At 66.8% G+C, this 26996-nt stretch carries 20 protein-coding genes; 14 read left to right on the forward strand and 6 right to left on the reverse strand.

Annotated elements, in window-relative coordinates:
* Nucleotides 1–135: 135 nt before the first annotated feature.
* The 3 genes from ACX9OT_RS17255 to ACX9OT_RS17265 form a co-directional block, all read right to left on the reverse strand.
* Entirely contained in the window at nt 136–3258 is a 3123-nt protein-coding gene (locus ACX9OT_RS17255; protein ID WP_182266806.1) for an efflux RND transporter permease subunit, read from the reverse strand.
* Nucleotides 3259–3289: 31 nt separating this feature from the next.
* Nucleotides 3290–6523: an efflux RND transporter permease subunit gene (locus ACX9OT_RS17260; protein WP_149908984.1), complete on the reverse strand. Its 3234-nt coding sequence runs from the start codon at nt 6521–6523 to the stop codon at nt 3290–3292.
* A 74-nt stretch (nt 6524–6597) separates the two neighbouring features.
* Nucleotides 6598–7839: an efflux RND transporter periplasmic adaptor subunit gene (locus tag ACX9OT_RS17265; RefSeq protein ID WP_277779222.1), complete on the reverse strand. Its 1242-nt coding sequence runs from the start codon at nt 7837–7839 to the stop codon at nt 6598–6600.
* A 186-nt stretch (nt 7840–8025) separates the two neighbouring features.
* Between ACX9OT_RS17265 and ACX9OT_RS17270 the strand changes: the two genes are divergently transcribed.
* The 13 genes from ACX9OT_RS17270 to ACX9OT_RS17330 all read left to right on the forward strand — a co-directional run bounded on the left by ACX9OT_RS17270 (nt 8026) and on the right by ACX9OT_RS17330 (nt 20634).
* The gene (locus tag ACX9OT_RS17270; RefSeq protein ID WP_277779223.1) at nt 8026–9345 is read left to right on the forward strand and encodes a M20 family metallopeptidase; all 1320 of its coding nucleotides are present in this window, start codon (nt 8026–8028) and stop codon (nt 9343–9345) included.
* 553 nt (nt 9346–9898) lie between these two features.
* Nucleotides 9899–10717 carry an NADPH-dependent 7-cyano-7-deazaguanine reductase QueF gene (gene queF / locus ACX9OT_RS17275; protein WP_132810899.1) on the forward strand — a complete coding sequence of 273 codons (819 nt, stop codon included), beginning with the start codon at nt 9899–9901 and terminating at the stop codon, nt 10715–10717.
* Between the two features lie 219 nt (nt 10718–10936).
* Nucleotides 10937–11230: a LysM peptidoglycan-binding domain-containing protein gene (locus ACX9OT_RS17280; RefSeq protein ID WP_005419771.1), complete on the forward strand. Its 294-nt coding sequence runs from the start codon at nt 10937–10939 to the stop codon at nt 11228–11230.
* A gap of 44 nt (nt 11231–11274) precedes the next feature.
* Nucleotides 11275–11787, forward strand: coding sequence for a hypothetical protein (locus ACX9OT_RS17285; RefSeq protein WP_032130280.1), 513 nt, complete (start codon nt 11275–11277; stop codon nt 11785–11787).
* 162 nt (nt 11788–11949) lie between these two features.
* Nucleotides 11950–12180, forward strand: a complete 231-nt coding sequence (locus tag ACX9OT_RS17290; RefSeq protein ID WP_134951482.1) for a hypothetical protein — start codon at nt 11950–11952, stop codon at nt 12178–12180.
* 1 nt (nt 12181) lies between these two features.
* A complete protein-coding gene (locus ACX9OT_RS17295) occupies nt 12182–12736 on the forward strand; it encodes a hypothetical protein (RefSeq protein ID WP_223224701.1) in 555 nt (184 codons plus the stop codon).
* 228 nt (nt 12737–12964) lie between these two features.
* Nucleotides 12965–15187: an NADP-dependent isocitrate dehydrogenase gene (locus ACX9OT_RS17300; RefSeq protein WP_277778232.1), complete on the forward strand. Its 2223-nt coding sequence runs from the start codon at nt 12965–12967 to the stop codon at nt 15185–15187.
* 308 nt (nt 15188–15495) lie between these two features.
* Nucleotides 15496–16461, forward strand: a complete 966-nt coding sequence (locus tag ACX9OT_RS17305) for a hypothetical protein (protein WP_132810897.1) — start codon at nt 15496–15498, stop codon at nt 16459–16461.
* A complete protein-coding gene (locus ACX9OT_RS17310) occupies nt 16454–17002 on the forward strand; it encodes a GTP-binding protein (protein WP_277778233.1) in 549 nt (182 codons plus the stop codon). Before ACX9OT_RS17305 ends, ACX9OT_RS17310 begins: the two co-directional genes overlap by 8 nt.
* Nucleotides 16995–17411 carry a roadblock/LC7 domain-containing protein gene (locus ACX9OT_RS17315; protein ID WP_459003018.1) on the forward strand — a complete coding sequence of 139 codons (417 nt, stop codon included), beginning with the start codon at nt 16995–16997 and terminating at the stop codon, nt 17409–17411. Before ACX9OT_RS17310 ends, ACX9OT_RS17315 begins: the two co-directional genes overlap by 8 nt.
* Before the next feature lie 53 nt (nt 17412–17464).
* Complete coding sequence (locus ACX9OT_RS17320) at nt 17465–17824, forward strand: hypothetical protein (RefSeq protein ID WP_005419760.1); 360 nt, start codon at nt 17465–17467, stop codon at nt 17822–17824.
* Nucleotides 17825–17951: 127 nt separating this feature from the next.
* Nucleotides 17952–19682 carry a bifunctional isocitrate dehydrogenase kinase/phosphatase gene (gene aceK, locus ACX9OT_RS17325; RefSeq protein WP_277778234.1) on the forward strand — a complete coding sequence of 577 codons (1731 nt, stop codon included), beginning with the start codon at nt 17952–17954 and terminating at the stop codon, nt 19680–19682.
* A gap of 61 nt (nt 19683–19743) precedes the next feature.
* Nucleotides 19744–20634, forward strand: coding sequence for an energy transducer TonB (locus ACX9OT_RS17330; RefSeq protein ID WP_032130286.1), 891 nt, complete (start codon nt 19744–19746; stop codon nt 20632–20634).
* Between the two features lie 34 nt (nt 20635–20668).
* Here ACX9OT_RS17330 and ACX9OT_RS17335 read toward each other — a convergent pair whose 3' ends face one another.
* From ACX9OT_RS17335 to trxA, 3 genes are all read right to left on the reverse strand, one after another.
* Nucleotides 20669–22243: a sensor domain-containing diguanylate cyclase gene (locus ACX9OT_RS17335; RefSeq protein ID WP_032130287.1), complete on the reverse strand. Its 1575-nt coding sequence runs from the start codon at nt 22241–22243 to the stop codon at nt 20669–20671.
* A 210-nt stretch (nt 22244–22453) separates the two neighbouring features.
* Nucleotides 22454–24196 (reverse strand): transcription termination factor Rho, encoded by a 1743-nt coding sequence (gene rho, locus ACX9OT_RS17340; protein ID WP_029379723.1) that lies wholly within the window; start codon nt 24194–24196, stop codon nt 22454–22456.
* 228 nt (nt 24197–24424) lie between these two features.
* A complete protein-coding gene (gene trxA, locus ACX9OT_RS17345) occupies nt 24425–24754 on the reverse strand; it encodes a thioredoxin (RefSeq protein WP_005411275.1) in 330 nt (109 codons plus the stop codon).
* Between the two features lie 510 nt (nt 24755–25264).
* Here trxA and rhlB point away from each other — a divergent pair.
* Nucleotides 25265–26989 carry an ATP-dependent RNA helicase RhlB gene (gene rhlB / locus ACX9OT_RS17350; protein ID WP_277778236.1) on the forward strand — a complete coding sequence of 575 codons (1725 nt, stop codon included), beginning with the start codon at nt 25265–25267 and terminating at the stop codon, nt 26987–26989.
* Nucleotides 26990–26996 lie beyond the last annotated feature (7 nt).

Raw genomic sequence — 26996 nt, forward strand, 5'->3', positions numbered from 1 at the left:
TTCGCACCCACGGTCCGTACCCACCATTCGCACCCACGGTAGTGCCGGCCGCTGGCCGGCAGATTGGCTGTACGGAGAACGCCGGCCAGCGGCCGGCGCTACCAGTAGATCCACGCCCTGCGTGGATGGGCCCTTCTACGCCCGTTGCGCGCGCTTGAGCAGCTTCGCTTCGCGCCTGCGTGCGCGACGTGCGCGCCAGCGCTCGGCCAGGCAGGAGAAGATCACGTACAGCGCCGGCGTGCTGAGCAGGGTCAGGCTCTGCGAGAACAGCAGGCCGCCGATCATCGCGATACCCAGCGGACGCCGCAGCTCGGACCCTTCGCCGAGGCCGATCGCCAGCGGCACAGCAGCCAGGATCGCCACCATCGTGGTCATCATGATCGGGCGGAAGCGCACGATGCTGGCCTCGCGTGCCGCTTCGCGCGGTGCCAGCCCATGTTCGCGCTGCGCCACCAGCGCGAAGTCGATCATCATGATCGCGTTCTTCTTGACGATGCCGATCAGCAGCACCAGCGCGATCATCGAGATCACCGACAGTTCGGTATTGGTGCCGAACAACGCCAGCAGCGCACCCACGCCCGCCGCCGGCAGCGTGGACAGGATGGTGACCGGGTGGATCAGGCTCTCGTACAGCATGCCCAGCACCAGGTACACGGTCAGGATCGCGGCAAACACCAGGATCAGCATGTCGCTGGGGTCGGAGTTGAAGCCGAAGCCGGCGTCATCAGCCAGGCGGATGTCGCCGGGCATGCGCATGCCGGCCACGGTCGCGTCGATGATCGCCTTGGCCTCGCCCATGCTCACGTTCGGCGCCAGGTTGTAGCTGAGGTCCATCGTCGTGTACTGGTTCTCATGGGTGATCTGCGAAGGCGCCAGCCCTGGCACCTGCTTGGCCACCGCCGTGATCGGCACCATCTCGCCGTTGCGCGCACGCACATGCACCTCGTCCAGCGCCGCCGGAGTAGCGGTCTGCGAGGGCAGGGCGTTGACCACCACGCTGTACTGGTTGATGTCCGAATAGATGGTCGAGATCTGGCGCTGGCCGAACGCACCGTACAGGGCGCCGTCGATGGCGCCGACCGAAACACCCAGGCGGGCGGCCTTGGCACGGTCGATCTCGATGTTCTGGCGCAGCCCGGCATTGTCCACATCGGTGCCGACGTCGCGCAGCTTCGGGTTCTTCTTCAGCTCCGCCTGCAGCTTGGGCAGCCATTCCTGCAGTGACGCCAGGTCATTGCCCTGCAGCGAGATGCGGTACTGCGCGCCCTGGCTGGAGCCACCGCCATCGTTGCTGGGCAGGTCCTGGATCGCGCGCAGGCGCAGCTGCAGGTCGGGGTAGCGGTCGGCCTTGGCGCTCAGTCGCGCCAGGGCATGTGCGGTGGTTTCGCGGCGGCCTTCCTTGCGTGATTTCAGCTCGACGTTGAACTGTGCGCTGGAGCCCTGGCGACCGCTGCCCAGGCGCACACCCACGGTCTTCACCGCCGGGTCGGCCATCAGCATGTCGGTGATGCGGCGCTGGCGGGCGACCATGTCCTCGAAGGATACGGTGGCGCTGGAGTTGGCGCGGCCCCAGATCAGGCCGGTGTCCTGCGGCGGGAACGCGCCCTTCTTCACCGCGCCGAACAGGAAGACGGTGGCACCGATCAGCAGCAGCGGCGTCAGCGACAGCAGCAGCGCATGGCGCAGAGAGAAATCCAGGAACACGGTGTAGATGCGCAGCATGCGCTCGTGGCCGGCATCCAGCCAACGGCCGAAGCGCGACGGCGGCGCCGTGTGGTCGTGGGCGCTGAGGAAGCGGCTGCACAGCGCCGGGGTCAGGGTCAGCGAGACGATCATCGAGACCACGATGGCCGCCACCAGGGTGACGGTGAACTCGCGGAAGAACGCGCCCATCATGCCGCTGGCGAACAGCAGCGGGATGAACACCGCCACCAGCGAGGCGGTGATCGAGACGATGGTGAATCCGATCTCGCGTGCACCGGTCAGCGCCGCCTGCATGCGCGGCATGCCCTCGTCGAGGTGGCGCATGATGTTTTCGATCACCACGATCGCATCGTCGACCACGAAGCCGATCGCGATCACCAGCGCCAGCAGGCTCAGATTGTTCAGGGTGAAACCCATCACGTACATCACCAGCGCGGCACCGGCCAGCGACAGCGGCACGGTCACTGCGGCGATCAGCGTGGGTGCCAGCCGGCGCAGGAACAGCGCCATGGTCAGCACCACCATCGCCAGGCTGATCAGCAGAGTGATCTGCACTTCATGCAGCGACGAGCGGATGGTCGGCGTACGGTCGAAGTACGGCGTCATCGTTGTACCCGGCTGCAGATAGTCGCGCAGGGCGGGAATCTGTGCCTTGACCCGGTCCACGGTCTCCACGATGTTGGCGCCGGCGCGGGTGAACACGTACATCACCACCGCCGGCTTGTGGTCGAACCACGCCGCCTGGTAGGCATCCTGCTGGCCGTCGTAGACGTTGGCGATGTCCTTCAGCCGGATCACCCGGCCATCGCCCTGGGTCTTGACCACCAGGTCGGCGAAGTCGGCGGCGCGTGCCACCGAATCGTTGGCGATGATCGCGGTGGTGGTGTTGCCATCGCTGAGGAAGCCGGTGGGCGAGGTCACGTTGGCCGCGCGCACGGCGTTGCGCAGGTCGTCGGCGGTCAGGCCGAGTGCGTTCATCAGGCGCAGGTTGACGTCCACGCGTACCGCCGGCGTCGAGGCACCGGCGATGTCGACCGAAGCAACACCGCTGATCTGGCGGATGCGCTGCGCCAGCAGCGAGTCGGCCACGTTGTACAGCTCATCGGCCGACTGCGTCTGCGAGGTGAGCGCGATGGCGATCACCGGGTCGTCGTTCGGGTTCGCCTTCTGGTACATCGGCGAGCCCATGCCCGAAGGCAGGTCGGCCTGTGCCGAGTTGATCGCGGTCTGTACGTCCAGCGCGGCCGAATCGATGTTGTGGCCGCTCTGGAAGATCATGAACACCAGCGAGCTGCCTTCCGAGCTCGACGAGCGCATGCGGTCGATGCCCGGCAGCTGGCCGAGATGACGTTCCAGCGGCGCGGTGACCGTGGAGGCCATGGTTGCCGCATCGGCACCGGACTGGCTGGCGTGCACGAAGATCACCGGGATCTCGATGTTCGGCAGCGCCGACACGCCCAGCCGCAGGTAGCAGATCAGGCCGACCATGAACAGGCCGATGGCCAGTAGCGCGGTGCCGATCGGGCGGCGGATGAAGGGGCCGGACAGGTTCATCGTGCGGCCCCCCGCGGCAGCGGGGCGTGGATCATGCCTGCGGCTCCTGCAGCGAACCGTCGCGCAGTGCGCGCTGCTCGCGGCGGCGGGCCAGCCATTCGGAGAAGCGCTCCATATACAGGTAGATCACCGGCGTGGTGTACAGGGTCACCAGCTGCGACAGCAGCAGGCCGCCGACGATGGCGATGCCCAGCGGGCGGCGCAGTTCCGAACCGATGCCGGTGCCCAGTGCCAACGGCAGCGCGCCGAGCATGGCCGCGGCGGTGGTCATCATGATCGGGCGGAAGCGCAGCAGGCAGGCGCGGCGGATCGCTTCATGCGCGTTGGCGCCGGCGCGGCGCGCCTCGATCGCGAAGTCCACCATCATGATGCCGTTCTTCTTGACGATGCCGATCAGCAGCACGATGCCGACGATGCCATCCACCGACAGGCTCAGCCCGCACAGCATCAGTGCCAGCAGCGCGCCGACACCGGCCGGCGGCAGCGTGGAGATGATCGTGATCGGGTGAATGTAGCTCTCGTAGAGCACGCCCAGCACGATGTAGATCACCACCAGCGAGGCCAGCAGCAGCCACACCACATCGGTCTGGCTGCCGGTGAATTCGGCGGCCTTGCCGATGAATTCGGCATGCAGGTGGGTGGGCATGTCCAGGCTGTCCTTGGTCTCCTGGATTGCACGCACGGCTTCGGACAGCGAATAGCCCGGCGCCACGTTGAACGAGACCGTCACTGCCGGCAGCTGCTGCTGGTGGCTGACCACCAGCGGTGCACTGCTGACCTTGCCTTCGGCCAGTGCCGACAGCGGAATGATGCTGCCCGCGCCGACGGTGATGCCGGTGTTCTGCGCGCCGATGCCGGTAGCCGTCGATGAGTTCGACGAGGTGACCTGGCCGAAACTGGTGGCATTGGTGCCGGTCAGTGCACCGGCACCATTGGAGGCAACGGCCAGCTGTTCCATCAGCGCGGTGCTGGTGCGGAACTCCGGCGCCACTTCCAGCACAACCCGATACTGGTTGAGTTCGGTGAAGATGGTCGAGATCTGGCGCTGGCCGAACGCATCGTAGAGGGTGTCGTCGATGGTCTGCATCGGCACGCCCAGCACGCTGGCCTTGTCGCGGTCGATGTTCAGTTCAAGCGCGCGGCCCTGGTTGGACAGGTTGTTGTCGACGTCGGTCAGTTCCGGGCGCTTGCGCAGCGCTTCGGTCAGGCGTGTGGCCTGGGTGGCCACGGTCGCCGGATCGACGTCCGACAGCGAGTACTGGTACTCGGTGGCGGCCACGCGGGTATCCAGCGTCACGTCCTGGACCGGCTTCAGGTACAGGGCCACGCCCGGAATGCCGGCCACCGCCTTCTGCAGGCGCGGCAGGATCTTGTCCAGGCCGTCGCGCTCGCCGCGTTCCTTCAGCACGATCGACAGCTGGCCCTGGTTGAGCGTGGGGTTCATGCTGCCCGCGCCGATGAAGGCTGACACGCCGGTCACGTCCGGGTCCTGGCGCAGCGCTTCGGCCACCTGCTTGGTGCGCTGCTCCATCTGCGGGAAGGCGATGTTCTGGTCAGCCTGGACCACGCCGGTGATCAGGCCGGTGTCCTGTTCGGGCAGCAGGCCCTTGGGAATCAGCACGTACAGCAGCACGGTCAGCACCAGTGCGCCGCCGGCCACGGCCAGGGTCAGGCGCTGGTGGTCCAGCACCCAGTCCAGACTGCGCTCGTACAGGCCGACGGTGCGCGTCCACAGGTTCTGCTTGCCGGCCGCCGCCGCACGCTCATGTGCGTCCTCGCCTTCGGGCAAGGCGTCGGGCTTGAGCAGGTAGGCGCACATCATCGGGGTCAGCGTCAGCGAGATCAGCATCGACAGCACGACGGCGATGCTCAGCACCCACGCGAACTCGTGGAACAGGCGGCCGGTGACGCCGGGCATCAGCAGCAGCGGCAGGAACACCGCCACCAGCGAAACGGTCAGCGACAGCACGGTGAAGCCGATCTGGCGCGCACCGATTTCGGCCGCTTCCTTGCCACTCTTGCCCTGCTCGATGTAACGCACGATGTTCTCGATCATCACGATCGCGTCGTCGACCACGAAGCCGGTGGCCACCACCAGCGCCATCAGCGAGAGGTTGTCCAGCGACATGCCGGCAAAGGCCATCACCGCGAAGGTGCCGGCCAGCGACAACGGCACCGCCACCGAGGGAATGATCGTGGCCCACAGGCGGCGCAGGAACACGAAGATCACCGCCACCACCAGTCCGATGGTCAGGATCAGGGTGAACTGCACCTCATGCACCGAGGCGCGGATGGTCTCGGTACGGTCGTTGAAGATCTCCAGGTGCACGTCGGCTGGCAGCACGCCCTGCAGCTGCGGCAGGATCGCGCGGATGCGCTCGACGGTCTGCACGATGTTGGCGCCGGGCTGGCGGCGCACTTCCAGCAGCACCGCCGGCTTGCCATCGGCCCAGGCGGCCAGCTGGTCGTTCTCCACGCCATCAACCACTTCGGCCACGTCGGACAAACGCACGGGACGTCCGTTCTTGTAGCTGATGATGGTGTCGCGGTACTCGGCGGCACTGGTGAGCTGGTCGTTGGTACCAATGCTGTAGGACTGGGTCTTGCCGTTCAGCGAACCCTTCGGCGCGTTGACGTTGGCCTGGGTCAGCGCGCTGCGCAGCTGCTCCAGGGTCAGGCCCATGTTCGACAGCTGGGCCGGATTGACCTGGATGCGCACGGCCGGGCGCACGTTGCCGGCGATCGAGACCAGGCCCACGCCCTGCACCTGCGACAGTCGCTGGGCCAGGATCGAGTCGGCGTAGTTGTTGACGTCGCGCAGCGGGCGCGTGTCAGAGGTCAGTTTCAGGGTGACGATGGCCGCGTCGGCCGGATTCACCCGGTTGTAGACCGGCTGGTAGGGCAGCGACGAGGGCAGCGTGGCCTGGCGGATCGCCGCCTGCACGTCCTGCGCGGCAATGTCGATGTTCCGGTCCATCGAGAACTGCAGGATGATCGTGGACAACCCGGCCGACGAGTCGGAGGTCATCAGCTCCAGCCCGGAGATCTGCCCGAACTGGCGCTCCAGCGGCGTGGTGACCAGCGAGGCCATGGTGGTGGCGTTGGCGCCGGGGTACTGGGTGGTGACCACCAGGCTGGGCGCATCGATTTCCGGCAGCGCCGACACCGGCAGCTTGCGGTAACCGAGGATGCCCAGCAGCAACAGGCCCGCCATCAGCAGCGAGGTGGCGATGGGGCGGCGGATGAAGATCGTCGAAAAGCCCACGGACTGATCCTTGCTGGCACTTCAATGTCGGCGCCGGCAGGCTTGCCGGCGCGAGGGAGGTCGGTAGCCTGCGCTCAGCGCGGGCCGCCGCCACGACGGCCACCGCCGCCGTTCTTCTGCTCGGCGGCCTTCAGCTCGGCTTCGCTCGGCACCGCCGGGGTTTCGCCCGGCTTCAGCGCGGTGACCTTGCTGCCCGGCTTCAAGCGGAACTGGCCTTCACTGACCACCCGCTCGCCGCCCTTCAGGCCCTCGGCGATCTGCACCTGGCTGTCACCCACTTCCACGCCGCTGCGCACGGTCTGCATCTTCACCGTGTTGTCGCCCTGCACCACATAGACGTACTCGCCGTCCGGGCCACGCAGCACCGCCTGGGTCGGAATGACCACGCCACCGGCAATCGTGCGCAGCTGCATGCGCACGTTGACGAACTGGCCCGGCCACAGGCCGTTGTCGGTGTTGTCGAAGATCGCGCGCGCCTTGAACGTGCCGCTGTCGGCACTGATCAGGTTGTCGACCACGTCGAGCTTGCCGTCGCCGGACAGCACGTGCGAATCGGCGCGGTCCAGTGCCGCGACGGGTACCGCACCGGCGGCCTGTGCCTGGCGCACATCGCCGAGCTGGCGCTCGGGCAGGTTGAACAGCACGTGGATCGGATGGATCTGGGTCAGCGTGACCAGCGCGGTGCCGGCGTTGACCACGTTGCCGGCGTCGACCGCGCGGATACCGGCGATGCCGGTGATCGGCGCGGTGACCTTGGTGTACTGCAGCTGCACCTGCGCCGAGCGCATGCTGGCCTCGTTCGCCGCGACTGCGCTTTCGTACTGTGCCACTTGGTTTCGCTGTGTATCCAGATCGGTCTTGGCGACGAACTGGCGATACTCCGGCGCGTTCGAGCGCTGGTAGTTGGAACGCGCGGTGGCCAGCAGCGCCTCGTTCTGGCGCTTGGAGGCCACGGCCTGGTCATAGCTGGCCTGGGCGGTGCGCGGGTCGATCACCGCCAGCACATCGCCCTTCTTCACTTCCTGGCCTTCGCGGAAATTCAGGCTCATCAGCTGGCCGCCAACCTGCGGGCTGACGGTGACGGTGTTCATTGCGGTCACCGTACCCAGCGCGCTGGCATAGACCGGCACGTCCTGGCGTGCCGCATCCACCACGGTCACCGGCACCGGGCCGGCATCCGGGTCTTCACCGCCCTGGCGCGCAGCTGCCGCCGGGCTACCGGCCTTGTCCTTGCCCCCGCCGAGTACGCGCAGGCCGACCACGGCCAGCACCAGTACCGCCACGACCAGCAGCACGATCTTCCAAACACGTGACATTCAAGGACTCCAAGAGGGCTGGACGGGGCACGGCCCCGGTTGGCAATGCGCAAAGCATACCTGCGCCACATCACGTTTCCTGCATGACGGATGGGACGGGCGCTAAGACCGGATCCGGCCGCGGAGGTTCCCGTAGCGGCGGTGTTGCCCTACATTCAGCTGGAACCCCCTGCCGTGGAGATCGTGATGCGCCGTTCGTTGCTGCTGTCCGCCCTGCTGCTGGCCCTGCCGGCTCTTGCCCACGCCCAGGACGGGCAACGCCCGGAGGTGACCGCCGCCGCGCAGCGGCTGCAGGCCAAGGTGGTCGAATGGCGCCGCGACTTCCACCAGCATCCGGAGTTGTCCAACCGCGAGGCACGCACCTCGGCCGAGGTCGCCAAGCGCCTGCGTGCGATGGGCTTGAAGCCGAAGACCGGCATCGCCCATCACGGCGTGGTGGCGATCATCGAAGGCGGAAAGCCAGGCCCGAAGATCGCGCTGCGCGCCGACATGGACGCGTTGCCGGTGACCGAGCAGACCGGCCTGCCGTTCGCCTCGAAGGCCACTGACCAGTACCGCGGGCAGACGGTGGGCGTGATGCATGCCTGCGGCCATGACGCGCATACCGCCACCCTGCTCGGCGTGGCCGAAGCACTGGTCGCGATGAAGAAGGACCTGCCGGGCCAGGTGATGCTGATCTTCCAGCCGGCCGAGGAGGGCGCACCGCCGCCGGAAGAGGGTGGCGCCGCGCTGATGCTGAAGGAAGGCCTGTTCGCTGATTTCAAGCCGGAAGCCGTGTTTGGCCTGCATGTGTTCTCCAGCGTGCAGGCTGGGCAGATCGCGGTGCGCGGTGGCCCGCTGATGGCCGCCTCGGATCGTTTCGGGATCAAGGTGATCGGTCGCCAGACGCATGGCTCGGCGCCGTGGAATGGTGTTGATCCGATCGTCGCCACCGCCGACCTGGTCGGCACCGCGCAGACCATCGTCAGCCGCCGCGCGAACCTGTCCAAGCAGCCGGCGGTACTGACCTTCGGCGCGATCAACGGGGGCATCCGCTACAACATCATTCCGGATGAAGTGGAAATGGTCGGCACCATCCGTACCTTCGACGAAGGCATGCGGCAGCAGATCTTCGCCGACCTGCGCAATGTGGCCGAGCACACCGCCGCCGCGCACGGTGCCAAGGCGGTGACGGACATCTACGAGTCGGAGGGCAATCCGGCCACGGTGAACGACCCGGCGCTGACCGCGAAGATGCTGCCGAGCCTGCAGGCGGTGGTGGGCAAGGACAACGTGTACGAGCCACCGCTGCAGATGGGTGCGGAGGATTTCTCGCTGTACGCGAAGGAAGTGCCGGGGATGTTCTTCTTCGTCGGTTCGACCAGCGTGGGCATCGACCCGGCGACGGCACCGGCGAATCATTCACCGAAGTTCCTGCTGGATGAGAAGGCGCTGGATGTCGGGTTGCGGGCGTTGCTGCAGGTGAGCCTGGATTACTTGAACGGTGCCGGCACTCCTGCGGGGTGAGGGTTTCCGGCAGGGCTTGCAGCCCTGCACCCGCAGAGGCCAAGGCAACAGCCGGAGCAACGGCAGAAGCCGGCTATCTGTGGGTTGGCGGGGCGGGTCCGGTGGCAGGGGACGGCGCAAGTACGTCCCTGTAGCCTCGGTCGCCGCATCCATGCGGCTCACGCCCCTGCCACCGGACCCACCCCGCCTTCGACGGTTTCCCGCGAACTGTCGGAACGACATTCTGCTTCTGGTGGGTGTCGACCTTGGTCGACACGGCGGACGTCATGAACGTCTGAAGCATCGGCTTTTGATTTTGATTTTTCTGATCTTTCCCGTGGTGGATCGGCGGCAGAAATGTGTCCGGGGGCCGGGCGGGTGGGGATGGCGGGGTATCCGCGCCATGGATGGCGCGGCTAAGCCTCCAGGGACGGATTCACGGCGTCCCCGCCAGCCCCACCCGCCCGGCCCGCATCCGGGAGTCGGGGCTTCCTGCGACCCACCCACCACGGAGGGGCTCCGCCGTTGGCCGGCCCGGCCGAAGACCCGCCGTCCGCGCGATACAATGACCCCCATGAACACCCCACAGGATTCCAGCCTCGGTCGCGAGGTCAGTTACCCGTCGCAGTACGATCCCGGCCTGCTGTTTCCCATCCCCCGCAGCGGTGCCCGCGCCGAGATCGGCCTCGACGACGCCGCGCTGCCGTTCGTCGGCCATGACCGCTGGCATGCCTTCGAGCTGAGCTGGCTCGACACGCGTGGCAAGCCGCAGGTCGCCGTCGCCACCGTGCAGGTGCCGTGCACCTCGCCGCGGCTGATCGAATCGAAGTCGTTCAAGCTGTACCTGAATTCCCTCAACAGCACCCGTATCGACAGCGCCGAGGCACTGCGCGCGCGCATCGTCGACGACCTGTCTGCCTGCGCCGGTGCGCCGGTCCAGATCGAGTTCGGCCTGCCGGGCCTGCGTGAGACGCCGCTCGGTGAATCCATCGACGGGCTGGATGTGGAGATCGACTGCTACGGCCCGCCGCAGGCGGACTTTCTGACTGCCGACGCGGGCGAGGTGGTGGAGGAGACCCTGGTCTCGTCGCTGCTGAAGTCCAACTGCCCGGTCACCGGCCAGCCGGACTGGGCAACGGTCAGCCTGCGTTACCGTGGGCCGAAGATCGACCGCGCGGGCCTGCTGCGCTACCTGGTCAGCTACCGCGAGCACGCCGAGTTCCACGAGCAGTGCGTTGAGCGGATCTTCAGCGAAGTGTCCGCCCGCTGCCAGCCGCAGTGGCTGGAAGTGGAGGCCCGCTATACCCGCCGTGGTGGCCTGGACATCAATCCCTGGCGCGCCAGCCCCGGCATCGCTGCCCCGGCCGCGACCTACCGCGAACTGCGGCAATAACCGCCGCAGGCGGTTACGGGTAGTGCCGGCCGCTGGCCGGCAACCGCAGGGAGCCCGCATCCAGGGCCAGCGCAAGCCGGCCAGCGGCCGGCACTACCGGGCACCGTCTCTCCCGATTGTTCAGCCGCCCCCGGGGGCGGCTTCACATCTGCACCATCCCCATTTAACAACCGCCATGGCACCGTGCGAACCACGTAGTCATGCAGACGGGAGTTGTGGATGAGTACCGAGAAGAAAGCCGATTTCTCCGGCGTCAGTGGCAGCGTCGACAGTACCGCCGAGCAGGTGCCGAAGGCGGACTTCTCTGGCGTCAGCGCTTCGGTGGACAGCACCGCAGACGTCGTCAGCGGCGGCACCTACACCGTGCAGAAGGGTGACTCGTTGTCGAAGATCGCCAAGCAGCATCTGGGCGACGCCAATGCCTGGAAGAAGATCTTCGAAGCCAATCGCGATGTGCTTGACGACCCGGACAAGATCTTCCCGGGCCAGACCCTGAAACTGCCGCCGAAGTAAACGGCGATCGAACGCCGTCCGACAATCCCTGGGAGGAACCCCGAATGATCAAGACCACCCCGCTCCAGACCGCCCTGATTGCCGCCCTGCTGGGCAGCGTTGCCCTGGTCGGTTGCAAGAAGAAAGAAGAGTCGACCGACAGCAACGCCGCCCCGGCAGCGACCGCTCCGGCCGAACCGGCAGCACCGGCGCCGATGACCGGCGCACCGCCGCCGATGGCAGAAGCCGCTGCCGTCAGCGTCTCGGCCGTCACCGTCGGCAAGACCGCAGCCGCCGACAAGTCGGTTGCAACGACGGCATTGTTCGCACCGAAGGATGACGTCATCGTCTCGGTCAAGACCGACGGTGCCGCCAACAACGTCACCGTTGGCGCGAAGCTGACCTACCAGGACGGCCAGGTGGCCGGCGAACAGAACGCCACCCTGAACACCAGTGGTGCGGAAACCACCAACGTCACGTTCAAGAATGCAAAGGGCTGGCCGGCCGGCAAGTACCGCGCCGAAGTCACCGTCGATGGCAAGGCGGCCGGAACGCCGCAGGAGTTCGAGGTCAAGTAAGTCCTGCCGACTCTCTCCCGGCAGGGCTCACGATGGACGCAGCCGCGAGGCTGCGTCCTTTTTTATTGGGCGATACTCGGAAGCACTCCGCGGGCCGCCCGTAATGAGCTAAAGCTTGTCAACGGGGAAACCTCCCACCGCAGCGGACGGAGTTTCGCGGAGTTGGGCGGAAAGAAGGGCGAGATCAATGTCCTGGATAGATTTGACAAGGGTGTTGTTCCTCATGAAGTGTCACATCTTGGCGGTGTGGATGATCTTTATGACAAGACGACGGGGCTGCCCAATCCTGCACGTGGCGACGGAATCATGAATAGGGTTCCCGGTGTGGTTGACAGCCATACCATCGGTGGAATTGTGGAAGGCGATTCGGCGGTTCAAAAACGGGAGCGTTGAGATGCTTGCACGCATTTTGGTTTTCTTCGCTTTCTTGTGCCCGCTCACCTCGTGGGCCCAGGAATCTAGCCTGTGGAGCTACAGCTGCGACCACTTTCTGTACGGCGCCTGCCTGCGCGTGCCGACAGGCATGTCCGTGACCTACGAGGCACCCGTTGACTTTGGTCTGCACCGAATCAGGTATGAAGGTAGGGAAGTCGCCTTGATCTACGAGGGCGATGCCCCCGAAAAGCCTGCGTCAGGAAGCACGCCGGATCTGCGCTTCACGGACGGCGGATATGTCGTGTCGGGGTATGCAAGGGCGGAAGGAGGTTCCACCCGGTACGACGTCTACGTTCGACCCGGATCGTCTGGCGCCGGTTCGCTGCACATCCGCGGCTCTGCAGCGACGGCTGATGAACTCGCCAGCCTGGCCGCCGTCGTTGGGGGATTGCGCATCTGCAACTTCCAGCAAAGCAAGCGCTCACAGACATTGACCTGTCCAAGGCGTGCCGAGTGGGGGCCGCGATTGTCGGAATGGGTCATGCGTTCCTCCACGAGCGCGAAGTCGAACTAGCCATCAAGCCTCAGCTTCCAGACCGGAAGCGAGCCAACGACGAAACACAGCGGTCCAGTACCGCTGCGTATGGCACGGCTTTGCCCCGCGCGGCTGAAAACGCGACAATGCAGGGGTTTCCCCGCCGCGCGCCCACCCTGACGGCGGCGGGGGAAGTGACACGGTTGCACGTGGCCCGGCGCTGGCGCCGGCCTTCCCCTGAGCATTGCTACAGAGTCCAAGTCCCCCATGTCCAAGATCCTCTACACGCTGACCGACGAAGCACCGTTCCTGGCCACCCAGTCGCTGCTGCCGATCGTTGGTGCCTACACCGCCACTGCCGGCATCGTGGTGGAAACCCGTGACATCTCGCTGTCCGGCCGCATCCTGTCGCTGTTCCCTGAGCTGCTGAGCGACGCGCAGAAGGTCAGCGACGACCTGGCCGAGCTGGGCCAGCTGGCGACCACCCCGGACGCCAACATCATCAAGCTGCCGAACATCTCCGCTTCGGTGCCGCAGCTGAAGGCGGCCATCAAGGAACTGCAGGACCAGGGCTATCCGCTGCCGGATTACCCGGAAACCCCGGCTGACGACCAGCAGCGCGACTACAAGGCGCGCTACGACAAGGTCAAGGGCAGCGCGGTGAACCCGGTGCTGCGCGAAGGCAACTCCGACCGCCGCGCACCGCTGTCGGTGAAGAACTATGCGCGCAAGCACCCGCACCGCATGGGCGCCTGGGCCTCGGATTCGAAGTCGCACGTCGCGCACATGGCTGCCGGTGATTTCTACGGCAGCGAAAAGTCGGCCACCCTGGCCAACGCCGGTTCGCTGAAGATCACCTTCCACGGCAAGGACGGCAGCACCGTCGTGCTGAAGGAAAAGACCGCGGTCAAGGCCGGCGAGATCGTCGACGCCGCCGTCATGAGCCGCAAGGCACTGGCCGCCTTCATCGGCGAGCAGATCGCCGATGCCAAGGCCCAGGGCGTGCTGTTCTCGCTGCACCTGAAGGCGACCATGATGAAGGTCTCCGATCCGATCATGTTCGGCGTGGCGGTCAACGAGTTCTACAAGGACGTGCTGACCAAGCACGCCGACGTGCTCAAGCAGGCGGGTTTCGATGCCAACAACGGCATCGGTGACCTGGCTGCGCGCCTGCCGTCGCTGCCGGAAGCCACCCGCGCTGCGATCGAAGCCGACCTCGCCGCCGAGTACGCACAGCGTCCGGGCGTGGCCATGGTCAACTCGGACAAGGGCATCACCAACCTGCACGTGCCGAGCGACGTGATCGTCGACGCCTCGATGCCGGCGATGATCCGCGACTCCGGCAAGATGTGGAACGCCGAAGGCAAGCTGCAGGACACCAAGGCGGTCATTCCGGATCGCTGCTACGCCGGTGTGTACCAGGCCGTCATCGACGACTGCAAGGCGCACGGCGCCTTCGATCCGGCCACCATGGGTTCGGTGCCGAACGTCGGCCTGATGGCGCAGAAGGCCGAAGAGTACGGTTCGCACGACAAGACCTTCCAGATCGCTGCCGATGGCGTGGTCAAGGTCACTGACGATGCCGGCACCGTGGTGTTCGAGCACGCCGTGGAAGCCGGTGACATCTGGCGCATGTGCCAGACCAAGGACGCGCCGATCCAGGACTGGGTCAAGCTGGCCGTCGAACGCGCCCGCCTGAGCAGCACCCCGGCCGTGTTCTGGCTCGATGCCGCCCGCGCCCACGACGCGCAGGTCATCGCCAAGGTCGAGCAGTACCTGAAGAACCACGACACCAGCGGCCTGGACATCCGCATCCTGCCGCCGGTGGAAGCCACCGCGTTCTCGCTGGACCGCATCCGCAAGGGCGAGGACACCATCTCGGTGACCGGCAACGTGCTGCGCGACTACCTGACCGACCTGTTCCCGATCATGGAGCTGGGTACCAGCGCCAAGATGCTGTCGATCGTGCCGCTGATGGCCGGTGGCGGCCTGTTCGAGACCGGCGCCGGTGGTTCGGCCCCGAAGCACGTGCAGCAGTTCGTTGAAGAGGACTACTTGCGCTGGGATTCGCTGGGTGAGTTCCTGGCTCTGGCCGCGTCGCTGGAACACCTGGGCAACCGCTACGACAACGCCGCCGCCCGTGTGCTGGCCAAGGCGCTGGACGAAGCCAACGGCCAGTTCCTGGACAACGACAAGTCGCCGTCGCGCAAGCTGGGTGGCATCGACAACCGTGGCAGCCACTTCTACATCGCGCTGTACTGGGCACAGGCCCTGGCCGCGCAGGACGAAGACGCCGCACTGAAGGCACGCTTCGCCCCGCTGGCCAAGGCGCTGACCGACAACGAGCAGAAGATCGTTGACGAGCTGATCGCGGTGCAGGGCAAGGCCGTGGACATCGGCGGCTACTACCGCCCGGACGTGGCCAAGGCCAGCAAGGCGATGCGCCCGAGCGCGACCTTCAACGCCGCGCTGGAGCAGCTGCGCGGCTGATCCATCGCCGCTCGGCCGTGACACCGGAACCCGCGCTTCGGCGCGGGTTTCTTTGTGGGCCAGGATTACTGCGGCCCTTCATCCACGCATGGCGTCGATCTACCGGGGACCAGAACCGTGACATCCATCGGCTGTCGGAATGCCGTCAAAGGGGCATGAAACTTGCCCGCGATGGCCGTCGCAGAACGGATAGGAGACAGCCTGCAACCGCCCTCGATCTGAGCAGTCGATCACGACGGCTGCCGCTGGCGATGCCCTAGCCTTGGCGACGCGAGGCCACCGGGGAGGTGGCCGCACGGGGAACACGGATGGCACGCGTGCTGGTAGTGGGAACCGACATCCAGGGCGAGCAGGCCCTGCTGCAGCGGCTGCGCGTGGCATCGGCCCTGCCGGACGGCCAGATCCGCCGCAGCCAGGACCTGGATGATTGCGATCTGCTGGTCATCCGCGATACGCCGGCGCTGCGCAACGCGGCCCAGCGCATGCGTCAGCAGCGTCCGCGACTGCAGTGCTGGATCGAAGACCTGGGCGGCCAGCTGCGTGACGGTGATGGGCACCAGGACGTGCTTGACGATGGTGCCATCGGCCGCGCGCTGCGCCGCATGCAGTTGGCACCGGAGCCCATGGCCATGCACGCACCCGCACCGATCCGTCTGGCCGATGGTGCACACGCCATCACCCGCCTGCTGCGCGAGCGGCTGCCGCTGCGACAGGGGCAGGCACTGTTGAGTGATGCGGGCGAGCCTCTGCTGCTGATGGATCTGGAGCACGACCAGGCCGTGCTGCTGCAGGAACCGGCTGCGGCGCTGGTGGAGCGTCTGGCCGATGCCTTCGAACGCCTGCAACTGGATGCGCTGACGCCGGCACGCCTGCAGGCGCTGGCTGGTGAGCGGCCACGCCAACCGCTGCGGCCATTGCTGTGGCAGTGGGCGCAACGCAGCCGTCATTGGCAGGCATTGGACGAACGCCTGCGTGGCGCTTCAGTGAAGCTGCTGCGCTGGCCGGACTTCCGCGTACTGGGCCACGACCATGATGGCTTCCGCCTGTGTTCGCTGCTGCTCAAGCGCGCGTGCACGGTTGACGAGTGCGTGATGCTGCTTGAGTTGCCGGCTGCGGCGGTGCGCGATTTCATCCATGCCGCCTACCTGTGCGGCTACGCGCAGCTGCAGACTGCACCGGCGACGCCGCTGATGGCGACAGGTGGCACCCGCACCGACAACGGCCTGCTTGCCCGCCTGTGGCGGCACCTGCGCGGGAGCGAACGCAATGCGTGAGCACAAGGTGGTGGTGCTGGGCGGCATGGGCAGCGGCAAGTCGACCCTGGTACGCAGCATTGCGGCTGGCGCGGTGGTCGACACGGATGTGGCCAACAGTGATCGCCTCGGCGCCGACAAGGCCTCCACCACCGTAGCGCTGGACTACGCAGACATCGACCTGCCCAACGGCGAACGCCTGCGTCTCTACGGCACACCCGGCCAGCAGCGTTTCGATTTCCTGTGGCCGATCCTGCTGCAGGGCGCGCGTGGCGCGGTGCTGCTGCTGGATGCGCGCCGCGCCGGTCTGGCCAGCGAACTGGAGGACTACCTGCAGGTGCTGCAGCCGTTCGCATCATCCTTGGCACTGGTGGTGGCGGTCACCCACCTGGACCAGGCACCGCAGGCCACACTGGATGAGTGGGCCGCCCGTGCCTGCCTTGACGACCAGCCGCTGCCGCTGCTGGCGGTGGATGCCCGTGAGCGCGAACAGGGACTGCTGCTGATGGATGTACTGATGAGCGAAATGGAAGCGCACGCACTGGTGGCGGCGCATGGCTGACGGGCAGATGGCGGTACTGCCCGATGCCGGCCAGCGAGAGCGCCTGCAGCCCTTGCTGCAGGATCTGCTGCAGCGTGTTGAAGGCGTGCGCACGGTCGTGCTGGCCAGCGTCGATGGTTTTGCGCTGGTGAGTGCCGGTGCCGAAGGGCGCGGCGAGCGGCTGGCGGCGATGACCAGTGCGATGCTGGCGCTGGCCGCGGCAGTGGGCCGCGAACTGCTGCTGGGCGATCTGCAGACGCTGATGCTGGAAGCCGCGGGCGGCAAGGTGCTGATGCTGGCGATCCAGGCCGAAGGGCGCGCACCGCTGCTGCTGATGGCGGCCTGCGACCAGTGCAGCGTGATCGGCCAGGTGCTGTGGCAGAGCAGGGAATGTGGCCAGGCGATCCTGGCCGAACTCGGCGGATCGTGAGCCCGGCCGCAGGGGAACGAGGGGCTCGAACCAACATCGACAAGGGGTGCGACGTGGCTGGATTGAATGAATCGTTGAACGCACTGATGGGCATCGACGGCGCGCAGGCAGTGGCGCTGGTCGACTACGAAAGCGGCATGCTGCTGGGCGAAGCCGGTGCCGGCATGGACATGGAAGTGGCCGCCGCCGGCAACACTGAAGTGATCCGCGCCAAGATGAAGACCGCCGCGTCGCTGAACCTCAACGACAGCATCGAGGACATCCTGATCTCGCTGGGCAAGGCGTACCACATCATGCGCCCGGTGGCGAAGAAGAAGGGCCTGTTCTTCTACATCGTGCTGGACCGGACCAAATCCAACCTGGCGCTGGCGCGGCGCAAGGTGCAGGACGTGGAGGCCGAACTGGCGATCTGATCCACCGGCGCGTTGTAGAGTCGAGCTTGCTCGACTTCGGCCAAAAGCAGTCGAGCATGGCTCGACTCTACACAAGCCACCCCACGCCAGCGTATGGTGGGGACGGTCCTTCCCGGGTACGCCGTGCATGTCAGAGCCTGTCATCGCAACCGTACTGGCGCCGCGTATCGCCGGTGCCATCCGCGATGGTTTCGAGCAGTACCATGCCCGCTTCGCGGCGATCACCGCGCGGGCGCGGCAGCGCTTCGAGCAGCGCGATTGGGCTGGTGCGCGACAGGATGCGGTCGAGCGCATCGCCCTGTACGACCTGTGCATCGCCGAGCAGATGGATGCGTTGCGCCGCCTCGCCGGTGACGCGATCGGCGAGCGTGCGCTGTGGCTGCAGGTGCACGCGCAGTACAGCGGGCTGCTGCAGGGCCTGATCGACGCCGAGCTGTACAAGACCTTCTACAACACGCTGTCGCGGCGCCTGTTCGCTACCCGCGGCGTGGACCCGGCGCTGGAATTCATTGCTTTCGACGTCGAGCCCTCCGATGCAATCACCCATCCGGTCGCGCGGCATACCTACGCGGTCTCGCCGACGCGGCCGGTGGAGGCCCTGCAACGCGTGCTGGCCGACTACCGCTTCGACATCCCCTATGCGCACCAGCTGCGTTGTGCGGCGGCCATCGCCGTGCGCCTGCAGGACGATCTCGCCCATTGGGGGGACACGCCGGTACGCAGCATCGAACTGCTCGACACGGTGTTCTACCGCGAGCGCCGCGCTTACCTGGTTGGCCGCGTGTTCGGCGAGCATCGCTTTTCGCCATGCGTGATTGCCCTGGTCAACGATGCGCGCGGCCTGCGTGCCGATGCGGTGCTGACCCGGCGCCGTGATGTCGCCCATCTGTTTGGCGTGTCGCGCAGCTACTTCCAGGCTGACCTGGGCACCGTGGGCGACGCGGTGGTGTTCCTGCGCAGCCTGCTGCCGGGCAAGCCGATCGACGAGATCTACACGGTGCTGGGACGTGCCAAGCAGGGCAAGACCGAGCGCTACCGTACCTTCTTCCGCCACTTCAACGAGCATCCGCAGGAACGGCTGGTGCATGCCGAAGGCACGCCGGGCATGGTCATGACGGTGTTCACCCTGCCCAGTTATCCATTGGTGTTCAAGCTGATCCGTGACCGTTTCGCCTGGCCCAAGGCAATGTCGCGGCAGCAGGTGGAAGAGAAGTACGCGCTGGTGTTCAATCTCGATCGTGTCGGCCGCCTGCTTGATGCGCAGCCTTATCGCCACCTGCGTTTCCCGCGCGAGCGCTTCGCGCCGGCCCTGCTGGAAGAGCTGCTGCAGCAGTGCGCGCAGAGCGTACGTGTCGATGGCGACGAGGTCGAAGTCGCACTGTGCTATGTGCAACGTCGTTTCCGTCCTTTGAACCTGTACCTGCGCGAGCAGTCCGGCGAGGCGGTGCGCGCGGCGGTGCTCGACTACGCGCAGGCGATCACCGACATGGCGCGCAACAACATCTTCCCCGGCGACATGCTGCCGAAGAACTTCGGTGTGTCACGGCACGGCCGGGCCGTGTTCTATGACTATGACGAGCTGTGCCTGGTCAGCGACTGCGTGTTCCGCGCCTGGCCGCAGCCACGCACGCCGGAGGAAGCGATGGCCGACGAGCCCTGGTTCCATGTCGGCCCGCGCGACGTGTTTCCCGAGCGCTTCGGTCCGTTCATGGGCCTGCCTGCTGCGGAGCTGGCAGCCGTGCGCGAGCACTACCGGCACCTGTTCGACCCGGGCTGGTGGCAGGGCCTGCAGGAACGCTTCGCCCGGGGTGATTATCCGGACACGCCACCCTACGCGGGCGCACACCGGCTGGCGTGAACCGGCTGTCATCGCGGCTGGGACTGGGATAGGCTCGCCGTTCATCACCAAGGATCCGGCAATGATGCGTTCCCCACTGTTTCTCGCCCTCGCGCTGGCCGTAGGTGCCGGCGCCCCCCTGCTTGCAGGCGATGCAACTGCGCAGACCGCACGTGCTGTACGTGCGACTGCGGAAATGAGCATGGTGCTGTCCGGTCATATCGAGGTCACGCCGGAGGGCGCGGTCCGTTCGCTGGTGCTGGACCAGAAAGCCATGGTGGCCCCGAGCATCGCCTCCTTCGTGGAAGGTACCATCGGTGGCTGGCGCTTCGAGCCCACGCTGCGCGATGGCCAGGCAGTGGCCACGCGGGCCCCTTTGCGCGTTCGCCTGCGCGGCAAGGCTGCGGCCGATGGCGGTTATGAAATCAGCATGACCAGTGTCGACTTCAGCGAGTACGATCCGAAGGCTACCGATTCGGTGACCCAGCTGCACATGACGCCGCCGCGCTACCCGGAAGCGGCCTACCGTAACGGTGGCCAGGGTGAGGTGCTGCTGTTGGTCAAGGTGGCCCGTGACGGAACAGTGGCCGATGTGGCCGCCGAGCAGGTGAACATGGCCGTGGTCGCACCTGAGCGGACCCTGGCGAAGATGCGTGACATCCTGGCCAGAGCCAGTGTCAGCACCGCCCGCACGTGGACCTTCAAGCCGCCGACCACCGGCGAGGACAGCACCCGGGACAGCTGGACGGTTCGCATCCCGGTGAACTTCGCCCTGAACAATGATCCCAATGCAGTGGCGGAACGCTATGGCCGCTGGCGCGCCTTCATTCCGGGGCCGCGGCAGACCGTCCCGTGGCGCGAGGCGGACCCGGTCGAGCAGGTCGGCAGCGATCTGCTGCCGGAAGGCGGCGTCTACATGGTGGACGGCGCCAAGCGCGGCCTGCGCCTGCTGACCCCGCTGGCGCAGGGCTGAGACCCGCTGCGGAGCCGGGCAGCCCGGCTCCGCGTCAGTCGGCGTACGGGTAGACCACCACCCGGTTGCGGCCCTGTTCCTTGGCCATGTACAGCGCCTTGTCGGCCAGCCGCAATGCCTGCTCGGCGTCGACGTGGAAGCTGGGGAAGTGGGCCACGCCCAGCGATACGGTGATGGTGCCGACCGGTTCGAACGGATGGTCGGCGATGTGCTGGCGCAGGCGTTCACCGGCCTGGCGGGCCGATTCAGTACTGATGCCCGGCAGCAGCAGCAGGAACTCCTCGCCGCCGGCGCGGCAGAGGATGTCGCTGTCGCGCGAGTAGCGGCGCATCTGGTCGGCGATGTGGACGATGGCGTTGTCGCCGACGTCATGCCCGTAACTGTCGTTGATCGACTTGAAGCGATCGATGTCCAGCGCCAGGATCGCGAACGGAATGCCCTGCACCTGCAGCGCATCCAGCGCCTGCTGCAGCCCGCGGCGGTTGAGCAGGCCGGTCAGCGGGTCGGTGCGGCTGGCACGGTTGAGCGTGCCGATACGATCCTGCAGCGCATTGAAGCTGTGCAGCACCGCCTGTTTGAGCTGGGCGACCTCGAAGTACCAGGCGCGGATGCCGCTGACGTGGTTGATCGCGTTGCCGGTGTCTTCGCCGCCCTGCACATTGCGCGCCAGTTGCCACAGCGGCATCGAAATGCGGCGCGCGAACCACCAGGTGACCAGCAGCGACAGCAGGCCGAGTGGAATCGCATTCCAGATCACTGCGGTCATCAACCGCGACAGCGGCTGCAGGGTGGCCTCGGTCGGGCGCTGCGCGATGATGCCCCAGCCGGTGGCCGCCACCGGTGCATAGCCGGCCAGCATCGACACGCCGCGGTTGTTGCGTACCTGCTGTGCGCCCCGTTCTCCGCGCACCACGGCCTTCACCGCCGGGTTGCCGACCACGTAGTCACCCACCCGCTTGCCATCGGCGTGGTACAGCAGGCGGCCATTGCGGTCCACCACGTACAGGTAGGAACCGTCGCGGTAGTAGTGCTTGCCCAGCAGCGTGTGCAGTGCACTGCGCTGGCGCAGGTACAGGGTGCCGCTTACATAGCCGCGATAGCGGCCCTGGCGGTCGAAGATCGGGTGCGACAGCGACACCAGCAGCTTGCCGGTGGCCGATTGGTACGGATCACTGATCATCGGCTGGCGCGCCGCCAGTGCCGCGTTGTTGCCGACACTGTGCAGCACCTCACCCTGCAGCTGCAGGGTCTGCGGCGAGGTGGCGATCACCAGGCCGTCGGCGTCCACCACCAGCGAGGAGTTGAAGCTGCTGGACTGCAGCTGCAGGCGGCTGGCTTCATCCTGGGCCTGCTTCGGATCAAGGTCGTCCTCGCCCAGGCGGGTCGCGGCATAGGCCAGCTGCTGCTGCGCGGCCAGCAGGAAGTTCTGGGTGGTCTCGGCCAGCTTGGTGGCGTAGACGCGGTTGGCTTCCAGGGTATTGCCGACCAGCTGGTCGCGCTGCACCCGGTAGCTGGCCAGCAGGGTGTTGGCCAGCGCGATGATGGCGCTGAGCAGGGCCAGGGCGAGGATCAGCTTGCCCAGGTTGAGGCGGGGAGACAGCGTTCGCATGCGTCGACGGATCCGGCAGGAGGCTGGACCCGACCGGTTCTCCGGAAGGGGCGACAGCGGGAATCGGTGGCCGGGCCCACGGGGGCCGGGCAGGGTATCGCGCGGATTATCGCCAAAAGCGGGCGCCAGCGAAGTGAAGTGCGTCGCCCTGCAGGCAAAAAAAAACCTGCCGCAGCGAGCGGCAGGTTTCTTCTGATGCAGCGCCAGGGATCAGCGCTTCATCGAACCGAAGAACTCGTCGTTGGACTTGGTGTTCTTCATCTTGTCGAGCAGGAACTCCATCGCGGCCATTTCATCCATCGGATGCAGCAGCTTGCGCAGGATCCAGATCTTCTGCAGCAGCTCCGGTTCGATCAGCAGGTCTTCGCGGCGGGTGCCGGAACGGTTGATGTCGATGGCCGGGAACACGCGCTTTTCAGCAATACGGCGGCTCAGGTGCACTTCGCTGTTGCCGGTGCCCTTGAACTCTTCGTAGATCACCTCGTCCATCTTCGAGCCGGTATCGACCAGCGCGGTGGCGATGATGGTCAGGCTGCCGCCTTCTTCCACGTTGCGCGCGGCACCGAAGAAGCGCTTCGGGCGGTGCAGGGCGTTGGCGTCCACACCACCGGTCAGCACCTTGCCCGAGCTCGGCACCACGTTGTTGTAGGCGCGGGCCAGGCGGGTGATCGAGTCGAGCAGGATCACCACGTCCTTCTTGTGCTCGACCAGGCGCTTGGCGCGCTCGATGACCATTTCGGCCACCTGCACGTGGCGCGCGGCCGGCTCGTCGAAGGTCGAGCTGATGACCTCGCCGCGCACGGTGCGCTGCATTTCGGTCACTTCTTCCGGGCGCTCGTCGATCAGCAGCACGATCAGGTGCACGTCCGGATGGTTGGTGGTGATGGCGGTGGCGACCTGCTGCATCATCATGGTCTTGCCGGCCTTCGGCTGCGACACGATGAGCGAGCGCTGGCCCTTGCCCTGCGGGGCCATCAGGTCGAGGATGCGGCCGGTGATGTCTTCCGACGAACCGTTGCCGCGCTCCAGGGTGAAGCGGCGGCGCGGGAACAGTGCGGTCAGGTTCTCGAACAGCACCTTGTTCTTCGACGCTTCGATCGGCTCGCCGTTGATGGTGTCGACGATGTTCAGCGCGAAGTAGCGCTCGCCGTCCTTCGGGAAGCGGATGCGGCCGGAGATGTGGTCGCCGGTGCGCAGGTTGAAGCGGCGGATCTGGCTGGGCGAGATGTAGGTGTCGTCCGGGCCGGCCAGGTAGCTGGCTTCAGCCGCGCGCAGGAAGCCGAAGCCGTCCGGCAGGATTTCCAGCACGCCATCGGCGGCAACGCCGTCACCGTGGCGGGTCAGCACCTTCAGCAGGGCGAAGATCACGTCCTGCTTGCGGGCACGGGCCACGCCTTCGGAGATCTGCAGCTGCTCGGCGATTTCCAGCAGCTTCTGTGCCGGCATGCGCTTGAGGTCGCTCAGCGAGTAGACCGGGAAGCCCTCGGGCACGTTGGCGTGCGGGCGCGGCACGAACGGCTGCTGCTCGCCGCCGTCGTTGGGCAGGCCATCGTCGCGGAAGCGGTTGTTGCGGTCACGGTCGCGGCGGTTGCGGAAGCGGTCACGGCGGTTGCCCTGACCTTGCCCCTGGCCCTGCTGGCCGTTCTGGTTGTACGGGTTCTGGCCCTGGTTCTGGCCGCCCCCCTGGTGGTTCTGCTGGCGCGGCTGGCCGGATTCGCGACCCTCACCGCCTTCGCCACCGCCACTGCTGGCGGGGGCCTCGGCGGCGGGCGCGCTCGGTGCAGGGGCAGCAGCCGGTGCCTCGGGCGCGGCGGCCAGCGGCAGGGTCGGCTGCGCCGGCGCGGCGCTGGTTTCGGCGGCTGCCGGAGCGGCGGCCTTGCTCACGCGGGGCTTGCGCACGCGCTTTTCGGCGGGCGCATCGGCGCTGCCGGTTTCGGAAGTGTTATCGGACAAGAGCGTTATTCCTCGCTTGAAGGTGCGAGCGCCCGGCTGGGGCGGCGAACGTTGGGAATGGGTCTGGAAGAAACTGCGTCCAGAGGGTGCGGCACGCGAACGCGGCCGGATATGCCGACACTATCATCGGCCTGCGGCGCCACGCAAGGGTCGCCGGGAACAGCATTCATCATGGGCGCGGGGCGCCCGCCGGCAGCCGCGGTCGGCGGCTGCCGGAGAACAGCAGGATCAGGCCAGGGCCTTGTCCAGCAGGCCAGCCAGCTGGGCCTTGCCCACCGCACCGATCTGCTCGCCGACCTTCTCGCCGTCCTTGAACACGACCAGGTACGGAATCGAACGCACGTGGTACTTGGCGGCCAGCGCACGGTTGTGGTCGACGTTGACCTTGGCGATCTTGGCGCGGCCCTGGTAGGCATCGGCCAGTTCGTCCAGCGCCGGGGCGATCATCTTGCACGGGCCACACCACTCGGCCCAGAAATCGACCAGCACCGGTTCCTTGGAATTCAGCACTGCGCTATCAAAGTCGGCGTCGCCGACATGTACAACCTTGTCGCTCATCTTGGTTTCTCGTCTTGGATTGCACCCGGCCATGCCGGAGGTGGGTGAACTGGGCCATGCCCGGTGGCGCGACCCTCGTCGTTGCCTCGCGGCGCACTGCCGCGGTGCGTTCGGCGGGATGCCTGGACGCTCACGGCCGGCAGTGTACCCCTATCGCAGGGCGGGGACAGGCGCCGGCTGGAACCCAGCGTATCGTGATCGCTTCGATGCCTGGTATGTGTCGGATTTCACTGTCTTCCTGTACATGGGGCTGGCAGCGGGCGACACCAGCGGCCCTGGCTGGGCCGTTCAAGTCCGGTGTGGCTGGGTGAAGGGTGCCGTCTCTTGACTTTATGAGACAGCTCATTCCGGTTTGCCGGCCCGAGTGCGTTAAACTGGGGCATTGTGCGGCGCGCGGACCGGGTGGTCCCAGCCTGCCAACCCGCCGCAGGGGCCGCAGTTTGCGACGGTGCCCCTAGACGATGAAGTGCCAGCCGCCCCACGGGCCGGCGGCCATACCAAGACGGACTCATGAGCGACAAACCGCTGACCGATTTGACCTTCTCCTCCTTCGAGCTGCATCCGGCCCTGCAGGCCGGCCTTGAAGGAGCCGGATTCACCCGCTGCACCCCGATCCAGGCGCTGACCCTGCCGGTCGCGCTGCCCGGTGGTGATGTTGCCGGCCAGGCCCAGACCGGCACCGGCAAGACCCTGGCCTTCCTGGTCGCTGTCGTGAACCGCCTGCTGACGCGTCCGGCCCTGGCCGACCGCAAGCCGGAGGATCCGCGCGCGCTGATCCTCGCCCCGACCCGCGAACTGGCCATCCAGATCCACAAGGATGCAGTGAAGTTCGGTTCCGACCTGGGCCTGCGATTCGCGCTGGTCTACGGCGGCGTGGATTACGACAAGCAGCGCGAACTGCTGCAGCAGGGCGTGGACGTGATCATCGCCACCCCGGGCCGCCTGATCGACTACGTGAAGCAGCACAAGGTGGTCTCGCTGCACGCCTGCGAGATCTGTGTGCTGGACGAAGCCGACCGCATGTTCGACCTGGGCTTCATCAAGGACATCCGCTTCCTGCTGCGCCGCATGCCCGAGCGCACCACCCGCCAGACCCTGCTGTTCAGTGCCACCCTCAGCCACCGCGTGCTGGAGCTGGCCTACGAGCACATGAACGAACCGCAGAAGCTGGTGGTCGAGGCCGAGACCATCACCGCCGCGCGCGTGCGCCAGCGCATCTACTTCCCGGCCGACGACGAGAAGATCCCGCTGCTGCTGGGTCTGCTGTCGCGCAGCGAAGGCGCGCGCACCATGGTCTTCGTCAACACCAAGGTGTTCGTCGAACGCGTCGCCCGTTCGCTGGAAAAGGCCGGTTACCGTGTCGGCGTGCTGTCCGGCGACGTGCCGCAGAAGAAGCGTGAGAGCCTGCTCAACCGCTTCCAGAAGGGCCAGCTGGAAATCCTGGTGGCCACCGACGTGGCCGCGCGTGGCCTGCACATCGATGGCATCAAGTACGTCTACAACTACGACCTGCCGTTCGACGCCGAAGACTACGTGCACCGCATCGGCCGTACCGCGCGCCTGGGCGAAGAGGGCGATGCGATCAGCTTCGCCTGCGAACGCTATGCGATGGGCCTGCCGGACATCGAGGCCTACATCGAGCAGAAGATTCCGTCCGAGCCGGTCACCAAGGAACTGCTGACCCCGCTGCCGCGCCCGGAACGCCCGGCCCCGGCTGCGGGCGAGGAAGGCGAGGACAACGAAAGCGTCGGCCAGATCTTCCGCGAAGCGCGCGAAGCCCGCGCTGCCGAGGAAGAGCGCCGTGGCGGTGGCCGCAGTGGCGGCCGTTCCGGCAGTGGTGGTGGCCGCGGTGGCCGCGACGGTGAGCGCAGCGGCGAGCGCCGTTCGCGTGGCCCGCGCAAGCCGCGCGTGGAAGGCGAGCAGGGCGCTGCCGCCCCGGCCGCCGGTGCCGAAGGCGCTGCCGCGCAGGCCCCGCGTCCGCCGCGCCCGCCGCGTGCTGAAGGCGCACCGGAAGGTGCGGTGGACGGTGAGCACAAGCCGCGCAAGCGCCGTCGTCGTCGCCACGGCCGTCCGGTCGAAGGTGCCGAGGGTGTGCAGAACGCCGCCGGCAATGGTGCCAGCCCGGTCGCCCCGGTGCAGGTGGTGGCCAAGCCGGTGCGCACGGCTGCTGATACCGGCGATTCGTTCCTGACCCGCATCGGCCGCAAGATCCGCCGGATGCTGTCGGGCAGCTGATCCGCCG

Source organism: Stenotrophomonas genospecies 3 (assembly GCF_054473855.1).

What these genes read in the sequence shown, in the direction of transcription:
- ACX9OT_RS17265 (WP_277779222.1), bottom strand. Translation starts at nt 7,839, where the DNA reads ATGTCACGTGTTTGGAAGATCGTGCTGCTGGTCGTGGCGGTACTGGTG.
- ACX9OT_RS17270 (WP_277779223.1), top strand. Translation starts at nt 8,026, where the DNA reads ATGCGCCGTTCGTTGCTGCTGTCCGCCCTGCTGCTGGCCCTGCCGGCT.
- ACX9OT_RS17285 (WP_032130280.1), top strand. Translation starts at nt 11,275, where the DNA reads ATGATCAAGACCACCCCGCTCCAGACCGCCCTGATTGCCGCCCTGCTG.
- ACX9OT_RS17295 (WP_223224701.1), top strand. Translation starts at nt 12,182, where the DNA reads ATGCTTGCACGCATTTTGGTTTTCTTCGCTTTCTTGTGCCCGCTCACC.
- ACX9OT_RS17330 (WP_032130286.1), top strand. Translation starts at nt 19,744, where the DNA reads ATGATGCGTTCCCCACTGTTTCTCGCCCTCGCGCTGGCCGTAGGTGCC.
- ACX9OT_RS17280 (WP_005419771.1), top strand. Translation starts at nt 10,937, where the DNA reads ATGAGTACCGAGAAGAAAGCCGATTTCTCCGGCGTCAGTGGCAGCGTC.
- ACX9OT_RS17310 (WP_277778233.1), top strand. Translation starts at nt 16,454, where the DNA reads ATGCGTGAGCACAAGGTGGTGGTGCTGGGCGGCATGGGCAGCGGCAAG.
- rhlB (WP_277778236.1), top strand. Translation starts at nt 25,265, where the DNA reads ATGAGCGACAAACCGCTGACCGATTTGACCTTCTCCTCCTTCGAGCTG.
- aceK (WP_277778234.1), top strand. Translation starts at nt 17,952, where the DNA reads ATGTCAGAGCCTGTCATCGCAACCGTACTGGCGCCGCGTATCGCCGGT.
- ACX9OT_RS17255 (WP_182266806.1), bottom strand. Translation starts at nt 3,258, where the DNA reads ATGAACCTGTCCGGCCCCTTCATCCGCCGCCCGATCGGCACCGCGCTA.
- ACX9OT_RS17305 (WP_132810897.1), top strand. Translation starts at nt 15,496, where the DNA reads ATGGCACGCGTGCTGGTAGTGGGAACCGACATCCAGGGCGAGCAGGCC.
- ACX9OT_RS17335 (WP_032130287.1), bottom strand. Translation starts at nt 22,243, where the DNA reads ATGCGAACGCTGTCTCCCCGCCTCAACCTGGGCAAGCTGATCCTCGCC.
- queF (WP_132810899.1), top strand. Translation starts at nt 9,899, where the DNA reads ATGAACACCCCACAGGATTCCAGCCTCGGTCGCGAGGTCAGTTACCCG.
- ACX9OT_RS17300 (WP_277778232.1), top strand. Translation starts at nt 12,965, where the DNA reads ATGTCCAAGATCCTCTACACGCTGACCGACGAAGCACCGTTCCTGGCC.
- ACX9OT_RS17315 (WP_459003018.1), top strand. Translation starts at nt 16,995, where the DNA reads ATGGCTGACGGGCAGATGGCGGTACTGCCCGATGCCGGCCAGCGAGAG.
- trxA (WP_005411275.1), bottom strand. Translation starts at nt 24,754, where the DNA reads ATGAGCGACAAGGTTGTACATGTCGGCGACGCCGACTTTGATAGCGCA.